24 protein-coding genes, 5 pseudogenes and 1 other annotated feature are annotated in these 24,981 nt (G+C 61.7%); of the genes and pseudogenes, 15 read left to right on the top strand and 14 right to left on the bottom strand.

Features of this window, described 5'->3' with window-relative positions; genetic code table 11:
* Nucleotides 1-126 precede the first annotated feature (126 nt).
* The 4 genes from DL899_RS17420 to DL899_RS17405 are packed head-to-tail and all read left to right on the top strand — an operon-like array spanning nucleotide 127 to nucleotide 3,390.
* Entirely contained in the window at nucleotides 127-951 is an 825-nt protein-coding gene (locus tag DL899_RS17420) for an acetamidase/formamidase family protein (RefSeq protein WP_111735620.1), read from the top strand.
* Between the two features lie 14 nt (nucleotides 952-965).
* Nucleotides 966-2,063: a thiamine pyrophosphate-dependent dehydrogenase E1 component subunit alpha gene (locus tag DL899_RS17415; protein ID WP_239494751.1), complete on the top strand. Its 1,098-nt coding sequence runs from the start codon at nucleotides 966-968 to the stop codon at nucleotides 2,061-2,063.
* A 43-nt stretch (nucleotides 2,064-2,106) separates the two neighbouring features.
* On the top strand, nucleotides 2,107-3,123 hold the full coding sequence (locus DL899_RS17410) for an alpha-ketoacid dehydrogenase subunit beta (protein ID WP_111735618.1): 1,017 nt from the start codon (nucleotides 2,107-2,109) through the stop codon (nucleotides 3,121-3,123).
* A 30-nt stretch (nucleotides 3,124-3,153) separates the two neighbouring features.
* A complete protein-coding gene (locus DL899_RS17405) occupies nucleotides 3,154-3,390 on the top strand; it encodes a biotin/lipoyl-containing protein (RefSeq protein ID WP_111735617.1) in 237 nt (78 codons plus the stop codon).
* Here DL899_RS17405 and DL899_RS17400 read toward each other — a convergent pair.
* Nucleotides 3,332-4,066: pseudogene (locus DL899_RS17400) on the bottom strand (IS6 family transposase). The gene DL899_RS17405 and the pseudogene DL899_RS17400 sit on opposite strands and share 59 nt — an antisense overlap.
* Before the next feature lie 143 nt (nucleotides 4,067-4,209).
* Here DL899_RS17400 and DL899_RS17395 point away from each other — a divergent pair.
* The 6 genes and pseudogenes from DL899_RS17395 to DL899_RS17370 form a co-directional block, all read left to right on the top strand.
* A pseudogene (locus DL899_RS17395) lies at nucleotides 4,210-4,605 on the top strand (FAD:protein FMN transferase); the annotation flags it as partial.
* Between the two features lie 530 nt (nucleotides 4,606-5,135).
* Nucleotides 5,136-6,560, top strand: coding sequence for a circularly permuted type 2 ATP-grasp protein (locus DL899_RS17390; RefSeq protein ID WP_111735623.1), 1,425 nt, complete (start codon nucleotides 5,136-5,138; stop codon nucleotides 6,558-6,560).
* Nucleotides 6,561-6,564: 4 nt separating this feature from the next.
* Entirely contained in the window at nucleotides 6,565-7,506 is a 942-nt protein-coding gene (locus tag DL899_RS17385) for an alpha-E domain-containing protein (protein WP_111735616.1), read from the top strand.
* A 4-nt stretch (nucleotides 7,507-7,510) separates the two neighbouring features.
* Complete coding sequence (locus DL899_RS17380) at nucleotides 7,511-8,308, top strand: transglutaminase family protein (RefSeq protein WP_111735615.1); 798 nt, start codon at nucleotides 7,511-7,513, stop codon at nucleotides 8,306-8,308.
* A 25-nt stretch (nucleotides 8,309-8,333) separates the two neighbouring features.
* On the top strand, nucleotides 8,334-9,065 hold the full coding sequence (locus tag DL899_RS17375; protein WP_239494750.1) for a proteasome-type protease: 732 nt from the start codon (nucleotides 8,334-8,336) through the stop codon (nucleotides 9,063-9,065).
* Between the two features lie 181 nt (nucleotides 9,066-9,246).
* Nucleotides 9,247-10,469, top strand: a protein-coding gene (locus DL899_RS17370; RefSeq protein ID WP_111735613.1) for an IS3 family transposase whose coding sequence is annotated in 2 segments (ribosomal slippage) — nucleotides 9,247-9,535 and nucleotides 9,535-10,469 — 1,224 coding nt in all. Because the reading frame shifts where the segments join, the coding sequence is not laid out codon by codon here.
* Nucleotides 9,528-9,644 (top strand) — a sequence feature (AL1L pseudoknot). (Overlaps the previous gene by 117 nt.)
* A gap of 34 nt (nucleotides 10,470-10,503) precedes the next feature.
* Here the strand turns inward: DL899_RS17370 and DL899_RS17365 are convergent.
* The 12 genes and pseudogenes from DL899_RS17365 to DL899_RS17315 all read right to left on the bottom strand — a co-directional run.
* Nucleotides 10,504-11,114 (bottom strand): annotated as a pseudogene (locus DL899_RS17365) (IS6 family transposase); the annotation flags it as partial.
* A 77-nt stretch (nucleotides 11,115-11,191) separates the two neighbouring features.
* Nucleotides 11,192-11,953 carry a MauE/DoxX family redox-associated membrane protein gene (locus DL899_RS17360; protein WP_204355348.1) on the bottom strand — a complete coding sequence of 254 codons (762 nt, stop codon included), beginning with the start codon at nucleotides 11,951-11,953 and terminating at the stop codon, nucleotides 11,192-11,194.
* Between the two features lie 10 nt (nucleotides 11,954-11,963).
* The gene (locus DL899_RS17355) at nucleotides 11,964-12,788 is read right to left on the bottom strand and encodes a DUF305 domain-containing protein (protein WP_204355347.1); all 825 of its coding nucleotides are present in this window, start codon (nucleotides 12,786-12,788) and stop codon (nucleotides 11,964-11,966) included.
* Between the two features lie 196 nt (nucleotides 12,789-12,984).
* Nucleotides 12,985-13,243: pseudogene (locus DL899_RS17350) on the bottom strand (IS5/IS1182 family transposase); the annotation flags it as partial.
* Nucleotides 13,244-13,270: 27 nt separating this feature from the next.
* Nucleotides 13,271-13,912, bottom strand: a complete 642-nt coding sequence (gene ureG, locus DL899_RS17345; protein ID WP_111735612.1) for an urease accessory protein UreG — start codon at nucleotides 13,910-13,912, stop codon at nucleotides 13,271-13,273.
* A complete protein-coding gene (locus DL899_RS17340; protein ID WP_111735611.1) occupies nucleotides 13,909-14,562 on the bottom strand; it encodes an urease accessory protein UreF in 654 nt (217 codons plus the stop codon). The genes ureG and DL899_RS17340 overlap by 4 nt, the downstream gene beginning before the upstream one ends.
* Nucleotides 14,546-14,986: an urease accessory protein UreE gene (locus tag DL899_RS17335; protein WP_111735610.1), complete on the bottom strand. Its 441-nt coding sequence runs from the start codon at nucleotides 14,984-14,986 to the stop codon at nucleotides 14,546-14,548. Before DL899_RS17335 ends, DL899_RS17340 begins: the two co-directional genes overlap by 17 nt.
* 11 nt (nucleotides 14,987-14,997) lie before the next feature.
* Entirely contained in the window at nucleotides 14,998-16,758 is a 1,761-nt protein-coding gene (gene ureC / locus DL899_RS17330; protein WP_111735609.1) for an urease subunit alpha, read from the bottom strand.
* Entirely contained in the window at nucleotides 16,758-17,063 is a 306-nt protein-coding gene (locus DL899_RS17325) for an urease subunit beta (protein WP_111735608.1), read from the bottom strand. The genes ureC and DL899_RS17325 overlap by 1 nt, the downstream gene beginning before the upstream one ends.
* Nucleotides 17,060-17,224: a hypothetical protein gene (locus DL899_RS19490; RefSeq protein WP_162685628.1), complete on the bottom strand. Its 165-nt coding sequence runs from the start codon at nucleotides 17,222-17,224 to the stop codon at nucleotides 17,060-17,062. The genes DL899_RS17325 and DL899_RS19490 overlap by 4 nt, the downstream gene beginning before the upstream one ends.
* 11 nt (nucleotides 17,225-17,235) lie before the next feature.
* Nucleotides 17,236-17,538 (bottom strand): urease subunit gamma, encoded by a 303-nt coding sequence (locus tag DL899_RS17320; RefSeq protein WP_111735607.1) that lies wholly within the window; start codon nucleotides 17,536-17,538, stop codon nucleotides 17,236-17,238.
* A 1-nt stretch (nucleotide 17,539) separates the two neighbouring features.
* Complete coding sequence (locus DL899_RS17315) at nucleotides 17,540-18,259, bottom strand: urease accessory protein UreD (protein WP_239494749.1); 720 nt, start codon at nucleotides 18,257-18,259, stop codon at nucleotides 17,540-17,542.
* 506 nt (nucleotides 18,260-18,765) lie between these two features.
* Between DL899_RS17315 and urtA the strand changes: the two genes are divergently transcribed.
* The 5 genes from urtA (at nucleotide 18,766) to urtE (ending at nucleotide 24,740) form a co-directional block, all read left to right on the top strand.
* The gene (gene urtA / locus DL899_RS17310) at nucleotides 18,766-20,049 is read left to right on the top strand and encodes an urea ABC transporter substrate-binding protein (RefSeq protein ID WP_111735605.1); all 1,284 of its coding nucleotides are present in this window, start codon (nucleotides 18,766-18,768) and stop codon (nucleotides 20,047-20,049) included.
* Between the two features lie 65 nt (nucleotides 20,050-20,114).
* Nucleotides 20,115-22,070 carry an urea ABC transporter permease subunit UrtB gene (urtB, locus tag DL899_RS17305; RefSeq protein WP_111735604.1) on the top strand — a complete coding sequence of 652 codons (1,956 nt, stop codon included), beginning with the start codon at nucleotides 20,115-20,117 and terminating at the stop codon, nucleotides 22,068-22,070.
* A 4-nt stretch (nucleotides 22,071-22,074) separates the two neighbouring features.
* Entirely contained in the window at nucleotides 22,075-23,304 is a 1,230-nt protein-coding gene (gene urtC, locus DL899_RS17300) for an urea ABC transporter permease subunit UrtC (RefSeq protein WP_111735603.1), read from the top strand.
* Nucleotides 23,301-24,041: an urea ABC transporter ATP-binding protein UrtD gene (gene urtD / locus DL899_RS17295; RefSeq protein ID WP_111735602.1), complete on the top strand. Its 741-nt coding sequence runs from the start codon at nucleotides 23,301-23,303 to the stop codon at nucleotides 24,039-24,041. Before urtC ends, urtD begins: the two co-directional genes overlap by 4 nt.
* A 3-nt stretch (nucleotides 24,042-24,044) precedes the next feature.
* A complete protein-coding gene (urtE, locus tag DL899_RS17290; protein ID WP_111735601.1) occupies nucleotides 24,045-24,740 on the top strand; it encodes an urea ABC transporter ATP-binding subunit UrtE in 696 nt (231 codons plus the stop codon).
* A 105-nt stretch (nucleotides 24,741-24,845) separates the two neighbouring features.
* Here urtE and DL899_RS19945 read toward each other — a convergent pair.
* Nucleotides 24,846-24,981, bottom strand: a pseudogene (locus DL899_RS19945) (IS6 family transposase); the annotation flags it as partial.

Here is a 24,981-nt window from a genome sequence, read left to right as displayed (position 1 = left end):
GGAGCAATTGGAACTCTTCGATGCACTGAGCCTGAAAACACCCTCCTGAAACGGCCCGGTTGTGGCAAAAGCAGATATCCCGCATCAATAATATCAATCACTTACGCGTTTAACTGTTGAAGTTGGGTGCCCAGGGACGCGGCCGATAAGATTGCGCATAATGCCGAACACTATGCAGCGCTGCCCGACCATTCGGTTCAGCATCCCATCCTCGTCTATGCGCCGTCGGACATGCCGGCAGTGATGGTCCGGATGCGGCCGTTTCTGGGGCAACTGGGCACGACCCCGTCGATGCCGTTGCCGGATTCGCACAATGCCGGTGATTTTGGCGCGGCCCTGATCGGCGCCCCGCACCAATACGCGGTAACGGCCGAGCAGTTGGACGAGCATCGAACCGATGGCCACATGGACATCGACGCGGTCCGCGACGGCGCCATCCTGCTGACACCGGTCAAGGTGCCGGGTGCGGGGGTCTATATCGGTGACATGCACGCCGGACAGGGCGATGGAGAGATCGCGGGGCACACGATGGACGTGGCCGGCAGCGTCACGCTTCAGGTCGAGGTGGTCAAGGGCCGCACACTTGCGGGTCCGGTTCTGTTTCCCCGGCTCGAGGACTTGCCGCCAATGGCCCGACCGTTCGATGCCGATGAAAAGGCAAAGGCTGCGGTGCTGGCCCGCGAATGGAACATCGAAAAGCTGGAAGAGTCGGCGCCGATCTCGGTCATCGGCACCGGCCCGACGCTGAACCAGGCGATCGACAACGGTCTGACCCGCGCCGCCGACCTGCTTGGCATGACCGTCCCAGAGGTGCGCAACCGTGCCACCATCAACGGCGCAATCGAGATCGGGCGCGCACCGGGAGTGATCCAGGTGACGTTCCTTGCACCCCTGTCCGCGCTCGATGCCGCCGGAATCGGCAAATTCGCGCGCGAGCAATACGCCTTGTAGCAGGACGCCTGGCAATGGGCGGCGTGACTGGTCGCCCGTTGATCTGCGTCAATGCAGAAGGTGAGATGTGGCATAATATCAAATGGTTCGTGTGCCCGCGCGCGAACCGAACAAGAGGGAGTGCTGCCATGCAACCGACGAAAGAACAGTCACTGTGGATGTACGAAAACATGGTGGTCAGCCGACGCTTTGAAGAAGCGATCGAGAAGGTTTATCTTGAAGGCAAGACGCCTGCGTTCAACATGGCGAACGAGCCGATCCCTGGCGAGATGCACTTGTCGAACGGGCAAGAGCCGGTTGCTGTGGGTGTATGTGCGCATCTGGATGCCGACGACATTGTGACCGCAACCCACCGCCCACACCATCAGGCGATCGCCAAGGGCGTGGATCTGAAAAAGATGGCCGCCGAGATTTTCGGCAAATCGACCGGCCTGTCTGGTGGACGGGGTGGACACATGCACCTGATCGACCCGGCGGTGAATTTTTCATGTTCGGGCATCATCGGTGAAAGCTGCGGCCCTGCTTGCGGGGCTGCTCTGTCGCGCAAGCTTCAAAACAAACCGGGGGTCGCGGTTGCATTCCTGGGCGAGGGCGCCGCGAACCAGGGTGCATTTCACGAAGCGCTCAATCTTGCCGGGGTCTGGAAGCTTCCGGTGGTTTTCGTGATCGAGGATAATTCCTGGGGTATTTCGGTTCCCAAATCCGAGGCTACGGCCGTGGCCCGCAATGACGTGCGCGCAGCGGGCTATGGTATGCCCGGGCACTACATTCCCGGCAACGACCCTCATGCGATCTTCGATGTCGCAGGTCAGGCGATCGAGCGCGCCCGCAAAGGCGAGGGGCCAACGCTGATCGAGATCGAAACCTACCGGTTGGCGGGGCACTTCATGGGTGACGCCGAGCAGTATCGCCCCGAGGGCGAGAAGGATGCGCTGTTTGCCAAGGATCCGATCCCCAAAATGCGCGATCGCCTGATCTCTGATGGCCATGCCGTCAAAGATCTGGACGCGCTGGAAAAGCGCGCCGAGGCCCGTGTCGCCGAGGCGATAACCTTTGCGCGCGACAGCGCGTATGCGCCGCAGACCGATGCGCTGACCGCAGTTTTCGTCTGATTTTCCGACCTCCACCGGCGGGTGGTATGAAAGGATCTGTTCCATGCTTGACCAACCAACCAACGAACGCCGCCTGACCATCGCGCGCGCGATGGCCGAGGCGATGCAGCAGGAAATGCAACGCGACCCGACCGTCTTTGTGATGGGCGAGGATATCGCCGGTTTCGGCGGCATCTTCGGCAATACTCGCGGCCTGTTCGAGGAATTCGGAAAAGAACGCGTGCGCGATACTCCGATTTCCGAAACCGGCTTCATCAGCGCTGCGGTGGGCGCGGCGATGGACGGGATGCGACCGGTTGTTGAGTTGATGTTCGTCGACTTCTTTGGCGTCTGCTTTGATGCGATCTATAATCAGATGGCCAAGAACACCTATTTCTCGGGTGGCAACGCGTCAGTCCCGATGGTTCTGATGACCTCGACCGGGGGCGGTTATTCGGATGCAGGCCAGCATTCGCAGTGCCTTTACGGGACGTTTGCCCATCTTCCCGGCATGAAGGTTGTTTCCCCCTCGAACGCATATGACGCCAAGGGTCTGATGACCGCGGCGATCCGCGATGACAACCCGGTGGTCTACATGTTCCACAAGCAGTTGCAGGGCATGGGCTGGCTGGGCACCGAAGCCGGCGCGACAGTCAACACGCCCGAAGAAGATTACACCGTCGAGATCGGCAAGGCCAAAGTGGTTCGCGCGGGCACTGACGTAACGCTGGTCGGCCTTGCCATGGGGGTTCATAATGCGCTGAAAGCCGCCGACATCCTGGCCGAAGATGGTGTCAGCGCCGAAGTCATCGATCTGGTGTCGCTGGTCCCGCTGGATCGCGAGACAGTGATCAATTCGGTCGCCAAGACCGGCCGTCTGATCGTGGTCGATGAGGATTACCACAGCTACGGTGTGTCGGGCGAGATCATCGCCACAGTGACCGAGCACGACATCTCGAAGCTGAAAGCGTCACCGGCGCGTGTCACCTTTCCGGATGTGCCGATCCCTTATGCGAAACAAATGGAGCAGTTCTGCCTGCCCAATCCCGACAAGATCGTCGCGGCCTATCGCAAGATGTAGCAGATCGCAGCCAAGTGAAGGAGCGAACGGATGGCAACCGAGGTGAAGATACCACAGGATCTGTTGGAGGACGACGACATGGAAGCCGTCATTACCAACTGGCTGGCAAGTGACGGCGCAACCGTACGCGAAGGGGCGCTGATCGCCGAAATCATGGTCGAGAAGTCGCAGTATGAGGTGACAGCGCCGGTTGATGGCGTTTTGAAGATCAGTAGACAGGCTGATGACATCGTGCGCAAAGGGGATGTGATCGGGCTGATCTCGTGATCGCCACAACGGAGGCGGCAGGCCCTTGTTCGGCGCAAAGACCGCGCCACTCGGCGAGGGCGGCGGCGAACTTCTGCAGGTTTCGCATGCGCCTGAAGCGGGGCATCGTCCGCTCTCGCCTTCGGAACGGCAAGTGCGAGCTCTCCGCCCGATTGTTCAGCCAGCGGCCGGTTTCTTGTCGATCGGCATTTCCGATCTCCTTCATGGCGGCGACGTAAGAGCGCAGCCTGTCGGTGACGATCTGCTCTGGCCGACCGTAGCGTTTCATCAATTTTCTGAGGAATTTCAACGCTGCCCTGCGATCGCGGCGCTTGGTGACCAAGGCCTCGAGCACCTCACCCTCGTGGTCGACGGCCCGCCACATGTAGTGCGTCTCGCCGTTGATCTTCACGAAGACCTCGTCAAGATGCCATTGCCAGTTTGAGTAGGTGCGCAACCGCTGGACCCTGGTCTTGCGGATCTCGGAGGCAAATAGGGGATCGACCCGCATCCACCAAAACCGAACGGATTTATGGCTGACATCGATGCCGTGCTCGTGGAGCAGGTCCTCAACATTGCGCAGCGAGAGCGGAAATCTGATTTACATCATCACCGCCAGACGGATGACCTCAGGGCTGGTTCGGAAATAACGAAAGGGTTGGGTTTGCCCATTCGCGAATGGCGGGGCGGGCCCTATTGGAGTGCAAACCGCATCGCCTTGACACGTCCGTGGCAGCTTTCGCTATGGCGCTGTCGAAGGAGCGCGCACGCACTGGTTTGACGCAGGAAAAACTCGCGGCACGCGCCGATGTGTCGACCCGTTTCGTTTCCCAGCTCGGGAGCATTGCGGTCGAGGCGCCGGACCCAGAGCGCCGCGCGCCGCACTCCATCCTCACCCTGCAGGACGCTGCCGTGGCGACCTCGGGCGATTACCGTCACTGGGTCGAGGTGCAGGGCAGGCGCCAGTCACACACCATGGACCCGCAACGAGGCGCGCCGCTGGCTGCCTCTCCCGCCTCCGTCACCGTTGTCGCCCGCAGCTGCGCCGAGGCCGACGCATGGGCGACGGCGCTCATGGTGCTCGAACGTGACAAGGGCGCGGCACTGGCAAGGGAACGCGGGCTCGACGCGCTGTTTTTTACTCGCGATGGCAAGGGCGCATCCGGCATTAGCGTCGGGCAGCTGTTTGGCGAGGACTTGGCGACAGTCCCCTTGGCGACGCGCCAACGGGCATAAATCGAAACAATACTGTCCGTCTCAAAGTGCCGCTCTGCGCATGGCAGATGTCGGTCGCACGACAATGCATGGCTTGACCCTGAGGTCGCTGGCCTTACAGGCAAGCTCGGCTTGCAACGCCAGCTTACTCGTCAAAAAGTCTGTAGAATGAATCCGTCAGGGGAAAGGGGAAGTCTGCCCCTCACCCCATTTGCGCAACAAAGCCATTCAGGCGGGATAGGGTGGTGCCAACCCCGTCTCAAGCCGGTATAATTGAGACTGCCCTCGCAGTGTCACTGTTTCGGCCAGCCCTCGAAAGCGGCCTCCCGCCCCAACAAATCCGGCATCCGGCTGGCCGAAATCACGGCTGGGACTGGCATCGCCGTCGGCCTTGAGCCGCATATTCCACACACAGCCCGTTTTTTGGGCTAGTATGAAGAAAGCGCCGCTTTGATGGGCAGTCGGTTCCCGGGGCGTCAGCAAGATTGTTGGAGGGCTCGATTCATCCCCGGTTCCACGCTTCCCTTTCTATCGCTCATTGGGTGAGGATGATGACGACAGCCGACAATTTCGACGAGATGTGGGGTACGGACGAAAGCCTGCGCGAACCCTATCGCGGCTTTTGCGAGTGGCTGGACCTGGAAAACCCCGCAAGGTTGAGGGCGAAACAGCGCGAGGCCGAAGAGCTGTTTCGCCTGACGGGCATAACCTTCAACGTCTACGGCAAGTCCGAGGCCGAGGAACGTCTGATCCCCTTCGACATCATTCCACGGATCATTTCTGGCACCGAGTGGTTGCGCCTGACCAGAGGGATCGAGCAGCGCGTGCGTGCGATCAACGCCTTTCTGCATGACATCTACCACAAGCAGGAAATCGTGAAGGCCGGGCGCATCCCCGAAGAGATGATCAGCCGCAACGACGCCTTTTTGCCGCACATGATCGGGGTGACGCCGCCGGGGGGCGTCTATACCCATATCGTCGGCATTGACCTGGTCTGCACCGGCCCGGGCGAGTTCTTTGTGCTGGAGGACAACGCGCGCACCCCCTCGGGCGTCAGCTACATGCTGGAAAACCGCGAAACCATGCTGCAGATGTTTCCCGAGCTGTTTTCGTGTAACCGCGTGCAGCCGGTTCAGAACTATCCGGTCGATCTGCGCCGCTCGCTGGCGGCAAGCGCGCCCACGGGCGCGACCGACGACCAGGTGGTCGCGGTGCTGACGCCGGGCATCTACAACTCGGCCTATTTCGAGCACGCCTTCCTGGCCGATCAGATGGGCGTGGAACTGGTCGAGGGGCACGACCTGCGCATTATCGACGGCCGCGTCGCCATGCGCACGATCTGCGGGTACAAACCGATCGATGTGCTGTATCGCCGGGTGGACGACGAATTTCTCGATCCGCTCAACTTCAACCCCGACAGCATGCTGGGCGTGCCGGGCATCATGGATGTCTACCGCGCGGGCGGCATCACCATTGCCAATGCCCCGGGCACCGGCATCGCCGACGACAAGGCGATCTACAGCTATATGCCCGAGATCGTGGAATTCTACACCGGCGAACGCCCGCTGCTGCAGAATGTGCAGACCTGGCGGTGCTCAGAACCCGACGCGCTGGCCTATGTGCTCGACAACCTCGAAGAGCTGGTCGTCAAGGAGGTTCACGGCTCGGGCGGTTACGGCATGCTGATCGGCCCCACGGCGACCAAGAAAGAGATCGCCGCCTTTCGCCGCAAGCTCAAGGCGCGGCCGGGCAACTACATCGCCCAGCCCACGCTTAGCCTGTCGACCGTGCCGGTCTTTTCGCGCTCGGGGCTTGCCCCCCGCCATGTCGACCTCAGACCCTTTGTCCTGGTCAGTCCCGGCAAGATCCATGTCACGCCCGGCGGTCTGACGCGGGTGGCGCTAAAGAAGGGGTCATTGGTGGTGAATTCGTCCCAGGGCGGCGGCACCAAAGACACCTGGGTTCTGGAGACCTAGCGCGATGCTTGGCAAGACAGCTAACGGCCTGTTCTGGATGGCGCGCTATCTCGAGCGTGCCGAAAATACCGCGCGCCTGATCGAGACCGGACAGCGGATCGCCCTGACGCGGCTGGGGCACAGTGACGAAGAATGGGCATCAGTCCTGAAATCGGCGGGGGTTTATGCCGCGTTCAAGGCGGACAACGAAAGCATCACCAAGGAAGGCGCGCTGGACTGGATGCTGCGCAATCGCGACAATACCTCTTCGATCCGATCAAGCATCGAGTCAGCGCGGCAAAATGCCCGCCTCGTGCGCACCGCCATCACCGGCGAGGTATGGGAGGCGGTCAACGCCACGTACATGCGCACGACGGACATGCTTGCACGCAAGGTGGCCGAACGCGATCTTCCGGCCGTGCTGCGCGCGATCCGCCAGAATACCGCGCTGGTCAGGGGGATGATCAACGGCACGATGATGCGCAACGAGATCTACGATTTCCCGCGTATCGGCACGTTTCTGGAACGGGCCGATTATACCGCGCGCATCATCGACGTGAAATACTATGTTCTGCTGCCCTCGGTCAGCGCGGTGGGCACCCCGATCGACAACGTGCACTGGGATAGCATCCTGCGCTCTGTCTCGGCCAGCGGCGGCTTTCGCATGCAATACGGGGCCGGCGGCGGCCCGGCGGACATTGTGCATTTCCTCATCCTGGACAGATGCATGCCCCGCAGTCTGGCCTTTTGCGCTCACGAACTCGAAGGCAACCTGGCCAATCTGAACGCCAGCCGGTCCGAACCATCGATTGCACAGGACAAGGTGCGACACCTGCAGGAAAAATACCTGTCTGGTGACGTCGCGACGATCTTTGACTATGGCCTGCACGAGTTCGTCCAGGCGGTTCTGGGCGAGTTGGCCGAACTTGCCCGGCAGATCGAAATCGATTTCCGGTTCCATGAGTGACCCCATGAAATTAAAAATCCACCACAGCACGCGCTACCGCTTCGAGACGCCGGTGACCTATGCGCTGCAACAGGTGCGCAAGACCCCCAAGAGCACGCATCAGCAGACCGTACTGGACTGGAGCACGCGCATCATCGGCGGCAAGAAGGAACTGACCTTCGAGGACCACCACAACAACACGACCGAGTTGATCAGCTTTGCGCGCAACACGACCGAGCTCGAAGTCATTTCGGACGGGCATGTTGTGCTGACCGACACCCAGGGCATCGTGGGGCGGCATCTCGGCCCGGCGCCCCTGTGGCTCTATAGGAGGGAGACCGAACGCACCGGGATACGCGCGGGCGTGCGCGAACTGGTGTGCTCGGTCAGCGCCGACAGCCCGCTGGAGTGGGTCCACGCGTTATCGGCCCGCATCCGCGAGGTCGTGACCTACGAGGTCGGCGTCTCCCACCCCCGCTGGAGCGCCGAGGATGCCATCGCCGCCGGGCGCGGGGTCTGCCAGGACCACACCCATATCTTCATCGCCTGTGCGCGGCACATGGGCATCCCGGCGCGCTATGTGTCGGGGTATCTCATGCTTGACGACCGCACCACGCAAGACGCCATGCATGCCTGGGCCGAGGCCCATATCGACGGGTTGGGCTGGGTCGGTTACGACGTGTCAAACGGCATTTCGCCCGATACGCGCTATGTGCGTGTTGCGACAGGGCTGGACTATTCCGACGCCTCTCCGGTAGCTGGTACCAGGATCGGCGGCGCTGGCGAGATGCTGGAGGTCGCGATCGACGTGGCGCAGCAGTGAGGTCGGAATGACGTATTGCGTGGGAATGATGCTCGATCGCGGGTTGGTCTTCATGTCCGACACCCGCACCAATGCCGGGCTCGACAACATTTCGACCTTTTGCAAGATGTCCACCTGGGAAGCCGCCGGAGAGCGAGCCCTTACCCTGCTTTCCTCGGGCAACCTTGCCACGACCCAGGCTGTTGTCAGCCTGCTGGATGAACGCACCAAGTCGCACGAGGAACGCACCTCGACCCTGCTGGGCGTGCCCTCCATGTTCCAGGCCGCCAGCCTTGTGGCCGAAACCCTGTGCGAGGTGATCGCCCGCCATAGCGCCGAGGGCCAGCAAGCCGACAGCACCTTTGGGGCGACGCTTATCCTTGGGGGCCAGATCGCCGGCGGGCCGCCGCGCCTGTTCCTGATCTATCCCGAGGGCAACTTCATCGAGGCCAGCCGGGACACCCCGTTCTTTCAGATCGGCGAAACCAAGTACGGCCGTCCTATCCTGGTCCGCGCCTTCGCCCCCTCTATGAGCTTCGAAACGGCGATGAAGCTGCTGCTCGTCAGCTTCGATTCGACCGTGAAATCAAACCTGACCGTCGGTGCGCCCTTTGACTATCATCTATATGAAACGGACACGTTCGAAGAGGGCCCGCGCGGCCGGATCGAACTGGACGATCCCTACTTTCAGAAGATCGCGCAAGGCTGGGGCGATGCGCTGAAGGATGCCCTGCACAGCCTGCCGGATTTCCAACTGCCCGCCGCCGACACCGACTGACTATCCCAGGGTTGGCCGGCTCATGCCATCCGGTTTTGGAGTGCGCGTCGTGTCTTGCCATGCCGGCAGGGTAGGGGCGGCTCCGCCGGCCTCAGGCTGAGTTCTTTTGACAAGGCCGGTCGAGGGGTTGAACCGCGCCGGGTTTGCCGGAGGCTCCAACTCCTGAGTAGGATGGAGCATCATGAGCAAGACGACGAACAAGTATTCCCCCGAAGTGCGCGAGCGTGCCGTTCGCTTGGTTTTGGACAATCCCGGGCAGCATGAGAGCCGCTGGTCGGCGATCCTGTCGATTTCTGCGAAGATCGGTTGCGCGCCGCAGACGCTGAACGAGTGTGTCAAGAAGGCCGAGGTGGATCGCGGTGATCGCGGCGGCATCACGACCGAGATGGCCGAGAAGCTGAAGGCTTTGGAGCGCGAGAACCGCGAACTGAAGCAAGCCAACGAGATCCTGCGGAAGGCTTCGGCGTATTTTGCTCAGGCGGAGCTCGACCGCCGATCCAGGACATGATCACCTTCATTGAAGAACATCGTGACGCCATCGGGGTCGAGCCGATCTGCAAGCATCTGCCGATTGCCCCGTCCATACTCTACGATCACATGGCCAAGCGGGCGAACCCCGATCTGATGTCGGATCGGGCGAAGCGGGATATGGCCTTGAAGCCCGAGATCGAACGCGTCTGGAAGCAGAACTTCAAGGTCTATGGGGTGCGCAAGGTCTGGCACCAGATGCGCCGTGAAGGCTTTGATGTCGCCCGCTGCACGGTGGCGCGGCTGATGAAGGACATTGGGATCGAAGGCATCATTCGTGGCAAGAAACACAGAACGACCATTCCGGACAAGTCTCAGCCATGCCCGCTGGATAAGGTGAACCGTCAGTTCAAGGCCCCGGCGCCGAACATGCTGTGGGTCAGCGATTTCACCTATGTCGCCACCTGGCAGGGCTTCGTTCACGTAGCCTTCGTCATCGATGCCTTTGCGCGACGCATTGTGGGATGGCGAGTCAGTCGAACGGCCCATGCCGGGTTTGTTCTCGACGCCCTCGAACAGGCCGTTCATCAGCGACAACCTGGATCAGGCCTGGTCCATCATTCGGATCGCGGATCGCAATACCTGTCCATTCGCTACACCGAGCGCCTGGCCGAGGCTGGGATAGAACCCTCCGTCGGCAGCGTGGGCGACAGCTACGACAATGCCCTGGCCGAGACGATCAACGGACTGTTCAAAGCCGAGGTCATCCACCGGCGTGGGCCATGGCGCAGTTTCGATGCCGTGGAATACGCAACACTCGAATGGGTCGACTGGTTCAACAACCGCCGCCCGCTGGAACCCATCGGAAGCATTCCGCCAGCAGAGGCTGAAGCAAACTACTACGCGGCTCTGGAAAGTTCAGACATGGCCGCGTAACTAAGATCAATCAGCCTCCGGCAAACCCGGCGCGGTTCAGGACCGAGGCGTGGACGGCAGCGAATTTCTGTAAACTTCGCATTCGCCTGAAGTGCAGCATCGCCCGCTCCCGCCTTCGAAAAGGCAGGTGCGAATTCTCTGCGCGGTTGTTTTTCCTGCGACCGGTCGTTTGCCGGTCGGCCGCGCCGAGTTCGCGTAGCGCGGCGCCATACGAGCGCAGCTTGTCCGTCACGATCTCGTCGGCGGGGCCGTGGCGCTTTAGCGATTTCCTTATGAATTTCAACGCGGCCTTCTTGTCGCGCGTCTTTGTCACGAAGCTTTCGAGCACCTCGCCCTCGTGATCGACCGCGTGCCACAGATAGTGGGTCTCTCCGTTGATTTTCACGAACATCTCATCGAGGTGCCATCGCCAGCGGCTCGACCGCATCCCCTCGACGCGGCGCTTTCGGATCTCGGCGGCAAAAAACGGCCCGAACCGGTGACACCAAAACCGCACAGCTTCGTGGCTGACATCGATGCCGCGTTCGTGCGAGCCAGGTCCTCGACATTGCGAAGCGAGAGCGGGAACCGAACATACATCATCACCGCCAGGTGGATGATCTCTCGACTGGTTTTGAAGTATTTGAAAGGGTCGCGTTTTGTCATGCGGGCAGGGTAGGGGTGGATCAGTCAGGCTCAAGCCAGGTTCCTCTGACATCGCTCCTGAGGCTGATCGAACCGGGTCATACCCCGAGCGCGCGAAACCCCATCCAGAACCCCATGAGCATCATCATCAGGTTCTCGGTCAACGAGATGAAGCCAAGGGGCACATTTGACTCACCGCCAACGCAGGCGCATTTCAGTTCGCGGTTGTCGATGTAGACCGCCTTGAACACACTCACCGCACCGACGGTGCCGATGAACAGGGCAACCGGAGCCGAGATCCACGGCAAGATGCCCGCAGTCATCAGGATACCCGCCAAAGCCTCACCATAGGGGTAGACCTTGCCATAGGGCACCCAGTGTTTGGCCAGCAGGTCGTAGTTCAGGAACATGGTCGAGAACTGCTCGACGTCTTGCAACTTCTGGATTGCCAGCACCGTCATGGACAGCGAGATGAACCACGCGACGCTCTGCCAGGTCAGCACCGTTCCATATTGATGCCAGGCCAGCCCCATGGCCAGCATTGCACATACCGAGAAGATCGCCACCACGGGCCGGTAGGAGGTGTCACTCTGCTCGTCCTTGGGCAGGTCGATCCCGAGGAATATGCGCAGATCGTCATGACCGCCGATGCGCTCGCCTTCAATGAATGTCTGCGGCGTCGTTGCGACGTCATGCTCTTGCATGAAGGCCTCTGTCTCCTCGCGGCTCTTCAGGTGGTGATCTTCGACATCGTAGCCGTTCCGCTCCAGCAGGTCTTTGGATTTCAGACCATAGGGACAGGTGTGTTCGGTCATGACCATGCGATAGAGCGCGGCAACCTTTTTCGTATTCTCGGGCATAGGAGACTCCTCACTGGATACAGTTTAGCTGGCCACGGAACCCGGCCTCGTAGTCAGGTCCGGCGCTGATGATCAGGTCATGCAATCCGACATCATCCGTCTGGCGCAGCTGTGCGGAGATCGGCGCCGCTGCAAATCCATCGCCATCCGCCTCAAGGCGAACAAGGTCGCCGCTGATCCGGATCAAGGCGGCATCGTCACGGCTGACCAGCACCGGCGGGCTGGTTTCGGTGTAGGTGAAGCGGCAGACCCCGCCATCCGGAAAGACCTTTTCGATATCGGCCTCGGTCAGAAACTCAGGATCGACCGCTGCCACGACCTCTGTGGCGAGTGCATTCTTCGCATCCGCAAGGTCCGGCGCGGGTGTTGCGGCCTTCGGCTGCGCTTTGCCGTTCGCCCCGATGTCGGCAATGAGATAACGCATTTCAGCGATTTCCTTGTCCTGCGCATAGGCGATGCTGTCGGCCAGTTCCTGTACGCGCGGATCGGTCAGGTTCGCCCGGGAAGACGTCATGATCGCAATCGAATGGTGCGGGATCATCGCGCGCATATAGGAGCGGTCCTGCACGGTGACCTGGCTGCGCACGATCCATAGCGCCCCGGCAAAAACGAGGATGGACCCTGCGAAAATGGCGATATTCAGGGAACGGTTCTTATACATGCCCAGCATGAAGGCCAGCATCACGAAGGCCATGACTGCGCCCATGATCAAGGCCATGAAAGCCCGCGTTTCGGACCAGAATACGTGACTGACGAGGAAGGTATTCAGGTACATCAACCCAAACATCAGTAGCGTAGAGGTCGCGATCATCAGGAAAAAACGGGTGTAGGCCATCGTGAGCTCCTTGTGTCGTCACAAGGTAAACGACCTTCCAGTGGGGGGATGTTCCCGAAAAAAATGGAATTTCGCCCGGTTTTTTGGCTTTTGCTCTGCAACCGCCGAACGTCCGCCAAGGGCCTGTTCTGTTGGAAAACAGCGTGTTGCTTTCGCAGAAAGCGACAGCCTGAGGAGCGCGCAAACACCTTTCTGATCAAGCTGTGTGCATTTTCTGCGGTGCAGGAAAGATATTGGCCAGTTTCAAAGGTTTCGGGCGGTAGCGGCGAGGAGGAATCCGTCGTTCGCGCCGCGTGGGCCGCGCAATCGCTGTCGGCCGGGGCCGAGAATGCGTTTGAGGTGGGCGAAGAGCATTTGACCTTCTTTCGGAATTTCATTGAGAGGTCGTACTGGCGGGTTTCGGCGGGACCGCGCCCAACCTGGTGGGCGTCTTCGTGTTCTTTCCGGGTGGTCTTGGATCGTTGTATGCCGGACGCCGTGTCTCAAGACTGTTCCGGTATCGTTCGAACCAATTCGATGCCGCCAATATCTTCGATACACTGCAGGATTTTCGCCATATCCACTTGCTCGCGCAGTGACGTGAATATGACCGGTCTCGTGCCGCGCATCCGGGTCGCATCGCGGCGCATGACTTCCAGGCTTGCACCGACATGGGGGGCCAGATCTGTCTTGTTGATCACCAGGATATCTGAACGCGTGATCGCCGGGCCGCCCTTTCGCGGGATCTCTTCACCGGCTGCCACGTCGATCACGTAGATCGTCAGATCGGCCAGTTCCGGGCTGAAGGTCGCGGACAGGTTGTCGCCTCCGCTCTCGATCAACACTATCTCGGTGTCGGGATGCCGCACGACCATCTCGGCCACCGCAGCAAGGTTGATCGAGGCATCCTCGCGGATTGCGGTATGCGGGCAACCGCCGGTCTCGACGCCGATGATCCGGTCAGAGGCCAGCGCCTGCATGCGCACCAGCGCCTCGGCATCCTCTTGGGTATAAATGTCGTTGGTGACAACGCCGATAGAGTGCCCATCGCGCAGGGCACGGCATATGGCGGCGGTCAATGTCGTCTTGCCGGCGCCCACCGGTCCGCCGATGCCGATACGCAATGGGCCGTTCATGCGGGTCATGTGCGAAATATCCTCGAACTCTGGGTTTCGTGTTTCATCGCGGCTATGTCCGACAGGAAGGCCGTGCTGCTCAGCTGAGTCAGCTCGCCGTCCAGGGTTGTCTCTGCGATAACGCTGCAACGTCCGGCGAGCCGCCGCAGGATTGCCTGCCCTACGGTCTGGCCAAGTGGCATCAGCCGTTGTGCGGCTGCGATCAGGTTCGAGGCGAAGGCCTGCAGGTACATCTTCGATGTCAAGGCCAGGGGCAAGCCCTCGCACCGAGCGGCAGCGCCCAATGCCACGGGGTATTGCAGCGTGCCCAGGTGTGTGTCCCAGATGCCATCAGTCAGCTTGCAGAATGCCGCGCCTTGCGCGTGTGACTCGAGCAGCCGCTCTGCTGAGGCCGCAAAGGCGCGGGCAACGGCATTGATGTCCGCCAGTTCCACCGCGTCCACCGCGCGGTACGAAGCCGCCAGAAACAGCGCATCAGACCGCCCGGCGCCGAAATCGAGAACATCGGTCAGCCACGCTTCGACACTGTCGGCATCGCAGACAGAACCAAGATCGACGGCAGCCTCCAGCCCGTGGCTGTAAGCGAACGCACCGACCGGAAAGGCCGGAGAGAGCCATTGCGCCAGCGTCAGGAGTTGTGCGTCAGTGGGCGTGGCCATGGGTGCGTCCGTGTCCGTAGGCCCCGCCCTCGGGCGTGAAGGATTCGACCACCTCGCGCAGGTTCGCACCGAGTTTTTCCAGCATGTCGCGCAGGACCCTGTCGCGCTGGATGAGTAGGCGGTACTGCTCGATCTGGCACGGCGTGTGGCGGTTGCCGATGTGCCAAGCAAGACGAACAAGGTCAGCGCCGGTAACTTCCAGCAACTCTTCGGTGGCGGGTTTCACCCGAACGCTGCGCCCGTCCTCCAGTTCGAAGGCATCGCCCTCGTTCAGTGAAGTGGTCTGATCAAGGTCAACAAGAAAGCGCTCGCCCGCATCCGTCCGCAGCACTTTGCGGCGCAGGAACCGGTCGTCATAGGTCAGTGTGATGCTTTCCGCAGCATGGTGAACCTGCCTGATTGCGCGGCATACCGGTAACTCCATCTAGACCTCCATCAGAACAGAAAATACCTCTGTGCCATCGGCAGCACTTCGGCAGGTTGACACGTCAAGAGTTCACCGTCGGCGCGAACCTCGTAGGTTTCGGGGTCTACTTCGATCTCCGGTGTCGCGTCGTTGAGGATGAGGTCGCGCTTGCCGATCCCGCGGGTGTTCTTAACCGCCAGTGTTCGCTTGGCCAGCCCAAGGGCCTTGCCCACCCCCTCGGTCTGCGCGGCCTCTGACACAAAGGTGACGGCCGACTGTTCAACCGACCGTCCGAAAGCACCGAACATTGGGCGTGAATAGACCGGCTGCGGCGTCGGGATCGAGGCGTTGGGGTCGCCCATCTGAGCGCAAGCGACGGTGCCGCCCAGCAGGACCATCTCGGGCTTCACGCCGAAGAACGCCGGGTTCCACATCACCAGGTCGGCGCGCTTGCCCTCCGCGATGCTGCCGATCTCGCCGGCAATGCCGTGCGCGATGGCCGGGTTGATCGTGTATTTCGCGATGTAACGACGAACGCGAAAGTTGTCGTTGTCGCCATGCTCTTCGGCCAGCCGTCCGCGCTGTTTCTTCATCTTGTCGGCGGTCTGCCAGGTACGGATCAGCACCTCTCCAACCCGACCCATGGCCTGGCTGTCGCTGGCGATGATCGAAAAGGCGCCCATGTCGTGCAGGATGTCCTCGGCGGCGATGGTCTCGCGCCGGATCCGCGATTCCGCAAAAGCTATGTCCTCGGGGATCGACTTGTCGAGGTGGTGGCAGACCATCAGCATGTCGAGATGCTCTTCCAGCGTGTTCACGGTGAACGGCCGGGTCGGATTGGTCGAGGACGGCAGCACGTGGTCCTCGCCGCAGATCTTGATGATGTCGGGGGCGTGGCCGCCGCCAGCCCCCTCGGTGTGAAAGGCGTGGATGGTCCGGCCCTTCATCGCCTTGACTGTGTTCTCCACAAAGCCGGATTCGTTGAGCGTGTCGGTGTGGATCATCACCTGCACGTCCATCGCATCGGCCACCGACAGGCAGCAATCAATCGCACCCGGCGTGGTGCCCCAATCCTCGTGCAGTTTCAGCGCGCAGGCCCCGCCCAGCACCTGTTCTTCCAGCGCCGCAGGCAAGCTCGCATTGCCCTTGCCGGCAAAGGCGAGGTTCATCGGAAAGGCGTCAGCCGCCTGCAGCATCCGCGCGATGTGCCATGGTCCGGGCGTGCAGGTGGTGGCCAGCGTGCCATGCGCCGGGCCAGTGCCCCCGCCGAGCATGGTGGTCAGGCCCGAATGCAACGCATCCTCGATTTGCTGCGGGCAGATGAAATGGATGTGGCTGTCAAAGCCGCCGGCTGTGAGGATGCGCCCCTCGCAGGCGATCGCCTCTGTGCCGGGGCCGATGACGATGTCGACGCCGGGCTGAGTGTCGGGGTTTCCCGCCTTGCCGATCTTGTGGATGCGGCCGTCCTTCAACCCGACATCGGCCTTGTAGATGCCCGAATGGTCGACGATCAGCGCGTTGGTGATCACGGTGTCGACGGCGCCCTCGGCGCGTGTTGCCTGGCTCTGCCCCATGCCGTCGCGGATCACCTTGCCGCCACCGAACTTGACCTCTTCTCCGTAAAGCTGCGGGTTTTGGCCGCTGCCCCCGGATGTCGCCGCGCCCGCCAGTTCCGCTGTCAGGTCTCGCTCGACTTCAATGATCAGGTCGGTATCGGCAAGGCGCAGTTTGTCCCCCGTGGTGGGACCGAACATCGCGGCATAATCGCGCCGGGACATGGTTGCGGGCATTACAGCGCTCCCATGACGGACTGATTGAACCCAAAAATCCGGCGTGCGCCGCTTACTGGGATCAACGCAACTTCGCGGCGCTGGCCGGGTTCAAAGCGCACGGCGGTGCCGGCGGCGATGTCCAGACGGTGTCCACGCGCGGCGGCGCGGTCAAAGTCGAGCGCGGCGTTGGCTTCGGCGAAATGGTAGTGGCTGCCGACCTGCACGGGCCGGTCGCCGGTATTGGCGACCATGAGCGTGATCGCGGTGCGATCGCCGTTCAAGACCAGATCGCCGGGCGCGGGGAACAATTCTCCGGGGATCATCTGCGCCCTCGGGCCACGATGGCCGCTGCGGCTCCGGCAAGGGCGATCAGAGCCAGGCCGACAGGCAGCGCCCATTCGGCATGGGCATGGGGCAGCGGCGCAGTGTGGGCCAGCGCCGGGGTGGCGGTCATCAGGGCGGCAAAGGTGGAAACGGATCGCATGGGCAGGCTCCTTAGCGGATCGGATTGTGAACGGTGACAAGTTTGGTGCCGTCGGGAAAGGTCGCCTCGGCTTGCACCTCGTGGATCATTTCGGGGACGCCGGACATACATTGATCGCGGCTGATCACCTGGGCCCCGGCCTCCATCATCTCGGCGACCGAGCGGCCATCGCGCGCGCCTTCGACAACCGCGTCGGTGATCAGGGCAATCGCTTCGGGGTGGTTCAGCTTTACGCCGCGCGCCAGCCGTTTGCGTGCCACCTCGGCGGCCATAGCGACCAGAAGCTTGTCTTTTTCACGGGGGGTCAGGTTCATTCTACAGCATCCAACATTTCGGCAATCCGGATCCCGCGAGGAACCTCAACGCCGGAACAAGTGTTCGACGCAGGGCGAAACCGTCTGCGGCGAGGCAGCGCGCAATCAGCACGTCGGCACCGATCAGGCTTGCCCCAGCGGTTTTCGGCAGCAGCGCGCGCAGGCCCTCCAGCCGCACATCGGCATCTGCGGCGATATAGACGATCAGGGCCATCGCGCCTGCGCCGTTGGCGACATGCGGGCGCGCGAAGTGCGCGGCGACATCGCCGTCCAACGCGGTGCGGTCAAGGAACAACGGGCGGCCTTCGCGGCGTATGTCGACGCAATCGTGGAATTGGACGTTGTGCAGAACCTCGCCCATGGCAGCGCGTCCGAAAATCAGTGGCTCGGCCAGCAACAGGCTGGCGCCGGGCGCGAGGTCGACACGCAAACTCCGCCGCAGCGCCGAGCCGTCGAACAGAATGGTTTCTTGTGGCAACCAGTGCAGGCAACCCCGGGCGCCGACACGAAGCCGCGTTGTCAGGTGTCCGGTTTCTCCGGGCTGTGCGCGATAAGCACGCTCCGCAGCCTGGGTGGTCATTGCCAGGATGGTGTCCGGGGCGGCCTCTGCCGCGATCTCGAACCGGTCACCTCCGGTGATTCCGCCCGCAGTGTTCAGCAGAACAGCCTCGATCCCAGAGCCATTCCTGCGTGGAAAGAGACACCTGAGCGAGCCCGACATGTGCAACCTGTCCAACGCGGCCACGTTGTCCGACCGCTTCACCGACAGCGAAACGCGACCGTGCGCGCGTGGCTGCTGCGGACGCATCAGGGGTGATATGGCGGTCGACAGGTTGATAGTGGCCTCCGGGGGTGGCTGTGTTGCCTCCCCGGCTTATCCGCAGTTTGTCCCCGGACAACCAGTCCAGATCACACGTCTGCCTGGCCTCCCATCGAATTTTGCACAAAATTTCATCGACAGGGTCCGCACCGCCTGAAAAGTAGGCTCTTGGGTTAAATGCCTCGAAATCCCGCGGTGGCAGGATTGCCAATCGTGCCGCATTGCAGAACCGCTAGGCCACCTGCTGCCACGAACACACCGAAAGTGGGTGTGTGACGCCCGGACGAATTGGAGCTCGAGCCGGTCGCCACACAGGTGCAACACATTGTTTGCCGGGAAATCGGTATGGAGTTTGCCTGCTTCTTGCAAGCGATTCCGCCGCCGGTTTCCCCGCACGGAGACGCTATATGAAATTCCTCAACACCATGCTGGCCACAACCACTGCGTTGGCGCTGCAATCCGCCGGTGCGCTTGCCGCCGATTGTCCGATCAAGGTCGGGGTCCTGCATTCGCTGTCCGGCACGATGGCGATATCCGAGACCACGCTGAAGGACACGATGCTGATGCTGATCGAGCAGCAGAACGCCAAGGGTGGCGTGCTGGGCTGCGAACTGGAAGCCGTCGTTGTCGACCCGGCCAGCGACTGGCCGCTGTTTGCGGAGAAGGCACGCGAGTTGCTGACCGTGCACGAGGTCGACGTGATCTTCGGCAACTGGACCAGCGTGTCGCGGAAATCGGTGCTGCCGGTGATCGAGGAACTGAATGGGCTGCTTTTCTACCCGGTGCAGTACGAAGGTGAGGAATCGTCCAGGAACGTCTTCTATACCGGCGCTGCCCCGAACCAGCAGGCGATCCCGGCAACCGACTACTTCCTGGAAGAACTGGGAGTGGAGAAATTCGCGCTGCTCGGCACCGACTATGTCTATCCGCGCACCACGAACAACATTCTCGAGGCGTATCTCAAGGACAAGGGCATCGGCGACAGCGACATCTTCGTCAACTACACGCCGTTCGGTCATTCCGACTGGTCCAAGATCGTCAGCGACGTCGTGGCGCTGGGCGCCGACGGCAAGAAGGTCGGCGTAATCTCGACCATCAACGGTGACGCCAACATCGGCTTTTACAAGGAACTGGCGGCAGCGGGTGTTTCGGCTGACGATATTCCGGTCGTGGCCTTCTCGGTCGGCGAAGAAGAGCTTTCGGGACTCGACACCTCGAACCTCGTCGGTCACCTGGCAGCGTGGAACTACTTCATGTCGGCCGACACGCCCGAGAACGAGGAATTCATCGCCGCCTGGCACGCGTTCATCGGTGATGAGGCCCGCGTGACCAATGACCCGATGGAAGCACACTATATCGGCTTCAACATGTGGGTGAATGCCGCCGACGCCGCCGGCAGTACCGAGGTCGATGCCGTCCGCGACGCGATGTACGGACTTGAATTTCCCAACCTGACGGGCGGCACGGCAGTGATGTTGCCCAACCATCACCTGGCCAAGCCGGTCCTGATCGGCGAGATCCTTGACGACGGCCAGTTCGACATCATCAGTCAGACCGAGGAAGTTCCGGGCGACGCCTGGACCGACTACCTGCCGGAATCCGCGGTGCTGAAGTCGGATTGGCAGGGCCTCGATTGTGGAATGTACAACATCGAGACCGAAAGCTGCGTTCAGACCCTGTCGAACTACTGATCCGGCAACGACCAAGGTTGGGTGGCGCAGTATTGCGCCACCCCTCTATCGGAGACACCAGCCAAATGATGCGTATACTTCTGGCCGCCCTGTTGCTGCTTGCCGCCGTGTGCCGGGTGCAGGCCCAGGATACGCCGATGCAGGCGGTTCTGCAGGACAATGCAGACCTCATGGTGAAAAGCTCTCGCCAGACGATCGGGCCGGTGATCGACGCTGTGGTCGCCAGCGGGCTGCCGCAGGTGCAGGACGTGCTGCAGGCGTGGCAGGCCAAGGAAATGTGGCAGCGCAAGGCAGATGGGCTGTTCTTTCACGGCGAAAAGCTCGACGCAAAGACCTACAGGCTGACTGATTTTGACAGCGGGTTGCCGGTTGGCGAGTTTGCCAAGGGTGACCTCAGGCAACTGAAACCCAACAGCGGCGTACGCGCCCTGATCGGCGTGGCGCTGGTCAAGTTCCAGCTTTCCGACCCCGATCCGACGAAACGGCGCGACGCGCTGGTCTCGCTGGAGCGCGACCCGAACGGCGCGGCGCTAGAGGCGCTGCGCGCATCCATCGCCGGCGAGACCGATCCGGCGCTGCTGGCCAGAAAGCAACGGCTGGAACGCCTGCTGACCATGGGCTACGACACCGATCCGGCGGCGCGCATCGCCGCAATGGAGGAAATGGCAGGCGATACCGGCCTGGATGTGCGCGCCACCTTGAACCCGATCCTGCAGGCACGGCTTCAAGTCTTTGACGGTGAAATCCCTGAAGCAATGAACGTTCTCTCCCGCCTCGAACCGGGCAGCGACACGCTGCCGGTCACGGTCGCATACGACCTGCTGGTTGAACAGAGCAAGGCACCGGCGCTGATCTCGCACGATGACATGCGCAATATTCTGGCCGAGAATATCGACGGTGGACGGGTCGGCGGCATCCCCGTCGCCAAATTGGACACCGATCCGGCGCGGCGACAGGCGTTCGCGACGCTCGTGGAACAGGGCCTGACAGAGGCCGCCACGACCGAAGACGAGATCGAAAGCTACCTGTCCGATTACATTTTCGCCGAGGTCTACGCCGAGCCGTCACGAGCCGTCACCGACGCTGCGGCAATGGCCTTGGAGAGCATTTCCACGAGGGTTGGCATCGGCCAGGCGGTGGACCTGACACTCGACGCGCTGTCGCTGGCTTCGATATATTTTCTCGCCGCCATCGGGCTGGCAATCACCTTCGGCGTCATGCGCGTCATCAACATGGCACATGGCGAGTTCATCATGATGGGCGCCTATACCGGCTATGTCGTGCAGCAATGGGTGCCGAACCACACTGCCTCCATCATCGTGGCGATCCCATTGGCCTTCACCGTGACATTTGCCGCCGGCGTGGCGATGGAACGGCTTGTGATCCGCTGGCTCTACAACCGTCCGCTAGAATCCTTGCTGGCGACCTTCGGCATCTCCATTGCCTTGCAGCAACTGGCCAAGAACATCTTTGGCACGCAGGCCCGGCCGCTGACGGCGCCAAGCTGGCTGGATGGCGCGTGGGTGCTGAACGACGTCGTGGCTATCAGCTATATCCGGATCGCGATCTTTGTTCTGGCGCTGTTCTTCCTCGGTGTTTTCCTGTTCATCATGCGGCGCACGCGGCTGGGGTTGGAAACCCGCGCTGTGACCCAGAACCCGGGCATGGCGGCCAGCATGGGGATCAACCCCGGCCGGGTGAACATGCTGACCTTCGGGCTTGGCAGTGGCATCGCCGGGGTCGCCGGCGTCGCCATCGGGCTTTTCGCCAAGGTCACATCAGAGCTTGGCAGCGACTACATCGTGCAAAGCTTCATGACCGTGGTCGTGGGCGGCGTCGGCAACATCTGGGGCGCGCTGGCGGGGGCGACAATGATCGGCTTCATGCAAAAGGGGATCGAGTGGTTCAACCCGTCGAATACGCTTGCCGCGCAGACATTCATGATCGTCTTCATCATCATCTTCATCCAGTTTCGCCCGCGCGGCATCGTCGCGCTCAGAGGCCGGGCGGCAGGGGACTAGACCGATGCAAAGAAGTTTCATCACCCGTAATCCCTCTGTCCTGATCTTCCTGGCGCTGCTGGCGCTGTTCACGCTCGGCGTGACAGTCCTGTCGGAAGCCTTCGGCATCGGCTTGATCTCCACGTCCTATGTCAAGGTGCTGGGCAAGACCCTGTGCCTGGCGCTGGTCGCCGTCGCAATGGACCTGGTCTGGGGTTACTGCGGCATCCTCAGCCTCGGCCACTTTGCCTTCTTCGGTCTCGGCGGCTACATGATCGGCATGTGGCTGATGTACGAGCGCACCCGCGACATCGTCGTCGGCGCGCTGGCAGAGGCACCGATTCCACCTACTGAGCAAGAGATCGTCGATGGCATCGGCACCCAGATATTCGGCGTGGTCGGGTCGAACGAATTTCCCCTGATCTGGAGTTTCGCCGACTCTCTGACCCTGCAACTGGCACTGGTGGTCGTGGTGCCGGGAACGCTGGCGCTGATCTTCGGCTGGCTGGCGTTTCGCAGCCGGGTCAATGACGTCTACCTGTCGATCCTGACCCAGGCCATGACGCTGGCGCTGGCGCTGTACCTTTTCCAGAACGACAGCGGGCTACGTGGCAACAACGGCCTGTCGGGTTTGCAGAACCTGCCGGGTGTCGAGCAACCGCAAAGTCACGTCTCGATGTGGTTCCTCTGGGCTTCGGCCCTTGCACTGGGCCTTGGCTACCTTCTGTCGGCGTGGATCGTGGCGGGAAAGTTCGGATCGGTCATCCGCGGCATCCGCGACAACGAGGCGCGGGTGCGGTTCCTCGGCTATTCGGTCGAGACCTACAAGCTGACTGTTTTTACTCTGACCGCGTGCATCGCCGGCATTGCCGGCGCGCTCTACTACCCGCAGGCCGGGATCATCAATCCGGCCGAGGTCGCGCCCATCACTTCGATCTATCTTGCTGCCTGGGTCGCCATCGGCGGACGCGGACGGCTTTATGGCGCGGTGCTGGGCGCGGTTTTCGTCAGCCTGGTATCCAGTTGGTTCACCGGCGGGAAAGCGCCGGACATTCCGCTTGGCATCTATACGGTTCAATGGGTCGACTGGTGGCTGGTGCTTTTGGGTCTGTCCTTTGTTGCGGTCACCTTGTTCGCGCCCAAGGGGCTCGGCGGGTTGGTGGATCTCTGGGTCGAGCGGCGCAGCCCGAACCGACACGGTGCCGATCTAGGACCCGACCTGGGGTCGCTCCGCGAAAAGGAGGCTAGTCAGTGAGCGCGCTGCTGGAAATCTCCGGCGTCTCGGTCAGCTTCGACGGGTTCCGCGCCATCAATAACCTGTCGTTCCAGATCGCTGAGGCCGAGTTGCGCGCCATCATCGGGCCTAACGGCGCCGGCAAGACGACCTTCATGGACATTGTGACCGGCAAGACCAGACCGGACGAAGGCAGGGTTGTCTGGGGCGACCGCAGCATGTCGCTGGTGGGCATGAGCGAGGCGCAGATCGCCCGCGTTGGAATCGGGCGCAAGTTCCAGAAACCGACAGTGTTCGAGGATCAGACCGTTGCCGACAACCTGCTGCTGGCGTTAAGAAAACCGCGGGGGCCGCTCGCGGTACTACTGTTTCGCCCCACCACGGCCGACCTCGACCGTGTCGCTGAACTTTCCACTGAAATCGGGCTGGAGTCGGCCCTGGCCAGGAAGGCGGGCGAATTGAGCCACGGTCAGAAGCAGTGGTTGGAGATCGGCATGTTACTGGCGCAGGAGCCGCGGCTGTTGCTGGTCGATGAGCCCGCCGCGGGCATGACACCCGAGGAACGCGAACATACCACCAGTATTCTGGTCGATGCTGCGAAGACCCGCGCGGTTGTGGTGGTCGAGCACGACATGGAGTTCGTGCGCCGCCTGAATTGCCGGGTCACAGTACTGCATGAAGGCGCGGTGCTGGCCGAGGGCAGTCTCGATCATGTCACTCGCAATGCCGACGTCATCGACGTCTATCTGGGGCGCTGAACCATGCTGACCGTCAACAACCTGACCCTGCATTATGGCCATTCGCAGATCCTGCACGATGTGTCGCTGCAGGCCGACACCGGCAAGGTCACCTGTGTCATGGGCACCAACGGTGTCGGCAAGACCAGCCTGATGAAGGCGATATCCGGCCGTCATCCGCGGTCGGGCGGCGAGGTATCACTGGACGGTCGGGCCCTTGGGATTTTGCCTGCCAACATTCTGGCGCGCTTGGGCGTGGGCTATGTGCCTCAGGGTCGAGAGATCTTTCCGTTGCTCAGCGTACAGGAAAACCTCGAGACCGGGATGAACTGTCTGCCGTCAACCGAACGGGTCATCCCCGATCACATATTCGATCTGTTTCCGGTGCTTCACGACATGCGCACCCGGCGCGGAGGCGACCTGTCCGGCGGACAGCAACAGCAACTTGCCATCGCCCGTGCCCTGATCATGCGGCCCAAGCTTCTGTTGCTCGACGAGCCGACCGAGGGTATCCAGCCCAACATCATCCAGCAGATCGGCCGGGTCATAGCAACGCTGCGCGACCGCGGCGATATGGCGATAGTGCTGGTGGAGCAGTATTTTGACTTCGCCTTCGATCTGGCCGACCGTTTCGTGGTGTTGCGGCGCGGAGCGGTTACGCTGTCCGGCGAGAAAGGCAAGGTCGAGCGGTCGGAGCTGATGGCGGGCGTTTCGGTCTGACTGTTTAGCCCCAGTGTGTGGTGGGTTGGGTCGACATCGAAACGATCTGGGCGGTGCTGTCAGACCAACTCGAACCCGTCTCACGAAGGGCAGGAAGGCTGCCCCTTATGCCGCGCAGAGACCGCGCCACTCGGCGAGGGCGGCGGCGCGGTTTCGCTTGAAATTCGATCTGGAAGTGAGGCAGCGTTCCGTGTTGAAGAGATGGTGGACCGAGGCGTGGACGGCGGCGAATTCTGAAGGC

The organism is Roseovarius amoyensis, assembly GCF_003260265.1.
Classification (GTDB): Bacteria; Pseudomonadota; Alphaproteobacteria; order Rhodobacterales; family Rhodobacteraceae; genus Roseovarius; species Roseovarius amoyensis.
This window is presented reverse-complemented; position numbering and strand designations above follow the sequence as displayed.

Coding starts and splice junctions, on each gene's coding strand:
- DL899_RS17415 (WP_239494751.1), top strand. CDS start 966: ATGGGCGGCGTGACTGGTCGCCCGTTGATCTGCGTCAATGCAGAAGGT.
- DL899_RS17410 (WP_111735618.1), top strand. CDS start 2,107: ATGCTTGACCAACCAACCAACGAACGCCGCCTGACCATCGCGCGCGCG.
- DL899_RS17405 (WP_111735617.1), top strand. CDS start 3,154: ATGGCAACCGAGGTGAAGATACCACAGGATCTGTTGGAGGACGACGAC.
- DL899_RS17390 (WP_111735623.1), top strand. CDS start 5,136: ATGACGACAGCCGACAATTTCGACGAGATGTGGGGTACGGACGAAAGC.
- DL899_RS17385 (WP_111735616.1), top strand. CDS start 6,565: ATGCTTGGCAAGACAGCTAACGGCCTGTTCTGGATGGCGCGCTATCTC.
- DL899_RS17380 (WP_111735615.1), top strand. CDS start 7,511: ATGAAATTAAAAATCCACCACAGCACGCGCTACCGCTTCGAGACGCCG.
- DL899_RS17375 (WP_239494750.1), top strand. CDS start 8,334: ATGATGCTCGATCGCGGGTTGGTCTTCATGTCCGACACCCGCACCAAT.
- DL899_RS17360 (WP_204355348.1), bottom strand. CDS start 11,953: ATGCCCGAGAATACGAAAAAGGTTGCCGCGCTCTATCGCATGGTCATG.
- DL899_RS17355 (WP_204355347.1), bottom strand. CDS start 12,788: ATGGCCTACACCCGTTTTTTCCTGATGATCGCGACCTCTACGCTACTG.
- ureG (WP_111735612.1), bottom strand. CDS start 13,912: ATGACCCGCATGAACGGCCCATTGCGTATCGGCATCGGCGGACCGGTG.
- DL899_RS17340 (WP_111735611.1), bottom strand. CDS start 14,562: ATGGCCACGCCCACTGACGCACAACTCCTGACGCTGGCGCAATGGCTC.
- DL899_RS17335 (WP_111735610.1), bottom strand. CDS start 14,986: ATGGAGTTACCGGTATGCCGCGCAATCAGGCAGGTTCACCATGCTGCG.
- ureC (WP_111735609.1), bottom strand. CDS start 16,758: ATGCCCGCAACCATGTCCCGGCGCGATTATGCCGCGATGTTCGGTCCC.
- DL899_RS17325 (WP_111735608.1), bottom strand. CDS start 17,063: ATGATCCCCGGAGAATTGTTCCCCGCGCCCGGCGATCTGGTCTTGAAC.
- DL899_RS19490 (WP_162685628.1), bottom strand. CDS start 17,224: ATGCGATCCGTTTCCACCTTTGCCGCCCTGATGACCGCCACCCCGGCG.
- DL899_RS17320 (WP_111735607.1), bottom strand. CDS start 17,538: ATGAACCTGACCCCCCGTGAAAAAGACAAGCTTCTGGTCGCTATGGCC.
- DL899_RS17315 (WP_239494749.1), bottom strand. CDS start 18,259: ATGTCGGGCTCGCTCAGGTGTCTCTTTCCACGCAGGAATGGCTCTGGG.
- urtA (WP_111735605.1), top strand. CDS start 18,766: ATGAAATTCCTCAACACCATGCTGGCCACAACCACTGCGTTGGCGCTG.
- urtB (WP_111735604.1), top strand. CDS start 20,115: ATGATGCGTATACTTCTGGCCGCCCTGTTGCTGCTTGCCGCCGTGTGC.
- urtC (WP_111735603.1), top strand. CDS start 22,075: ATGCAAAGAAGTTTCATCACCCGTAATCCCTCTGTCCTGATCTTCCTG.
- urtE (WP_111735601.1), top strand. CDS start 24,045: ATGCTGACCGTCAACAACCTGACCCTGCATTATGGCCATTCGCAGATC.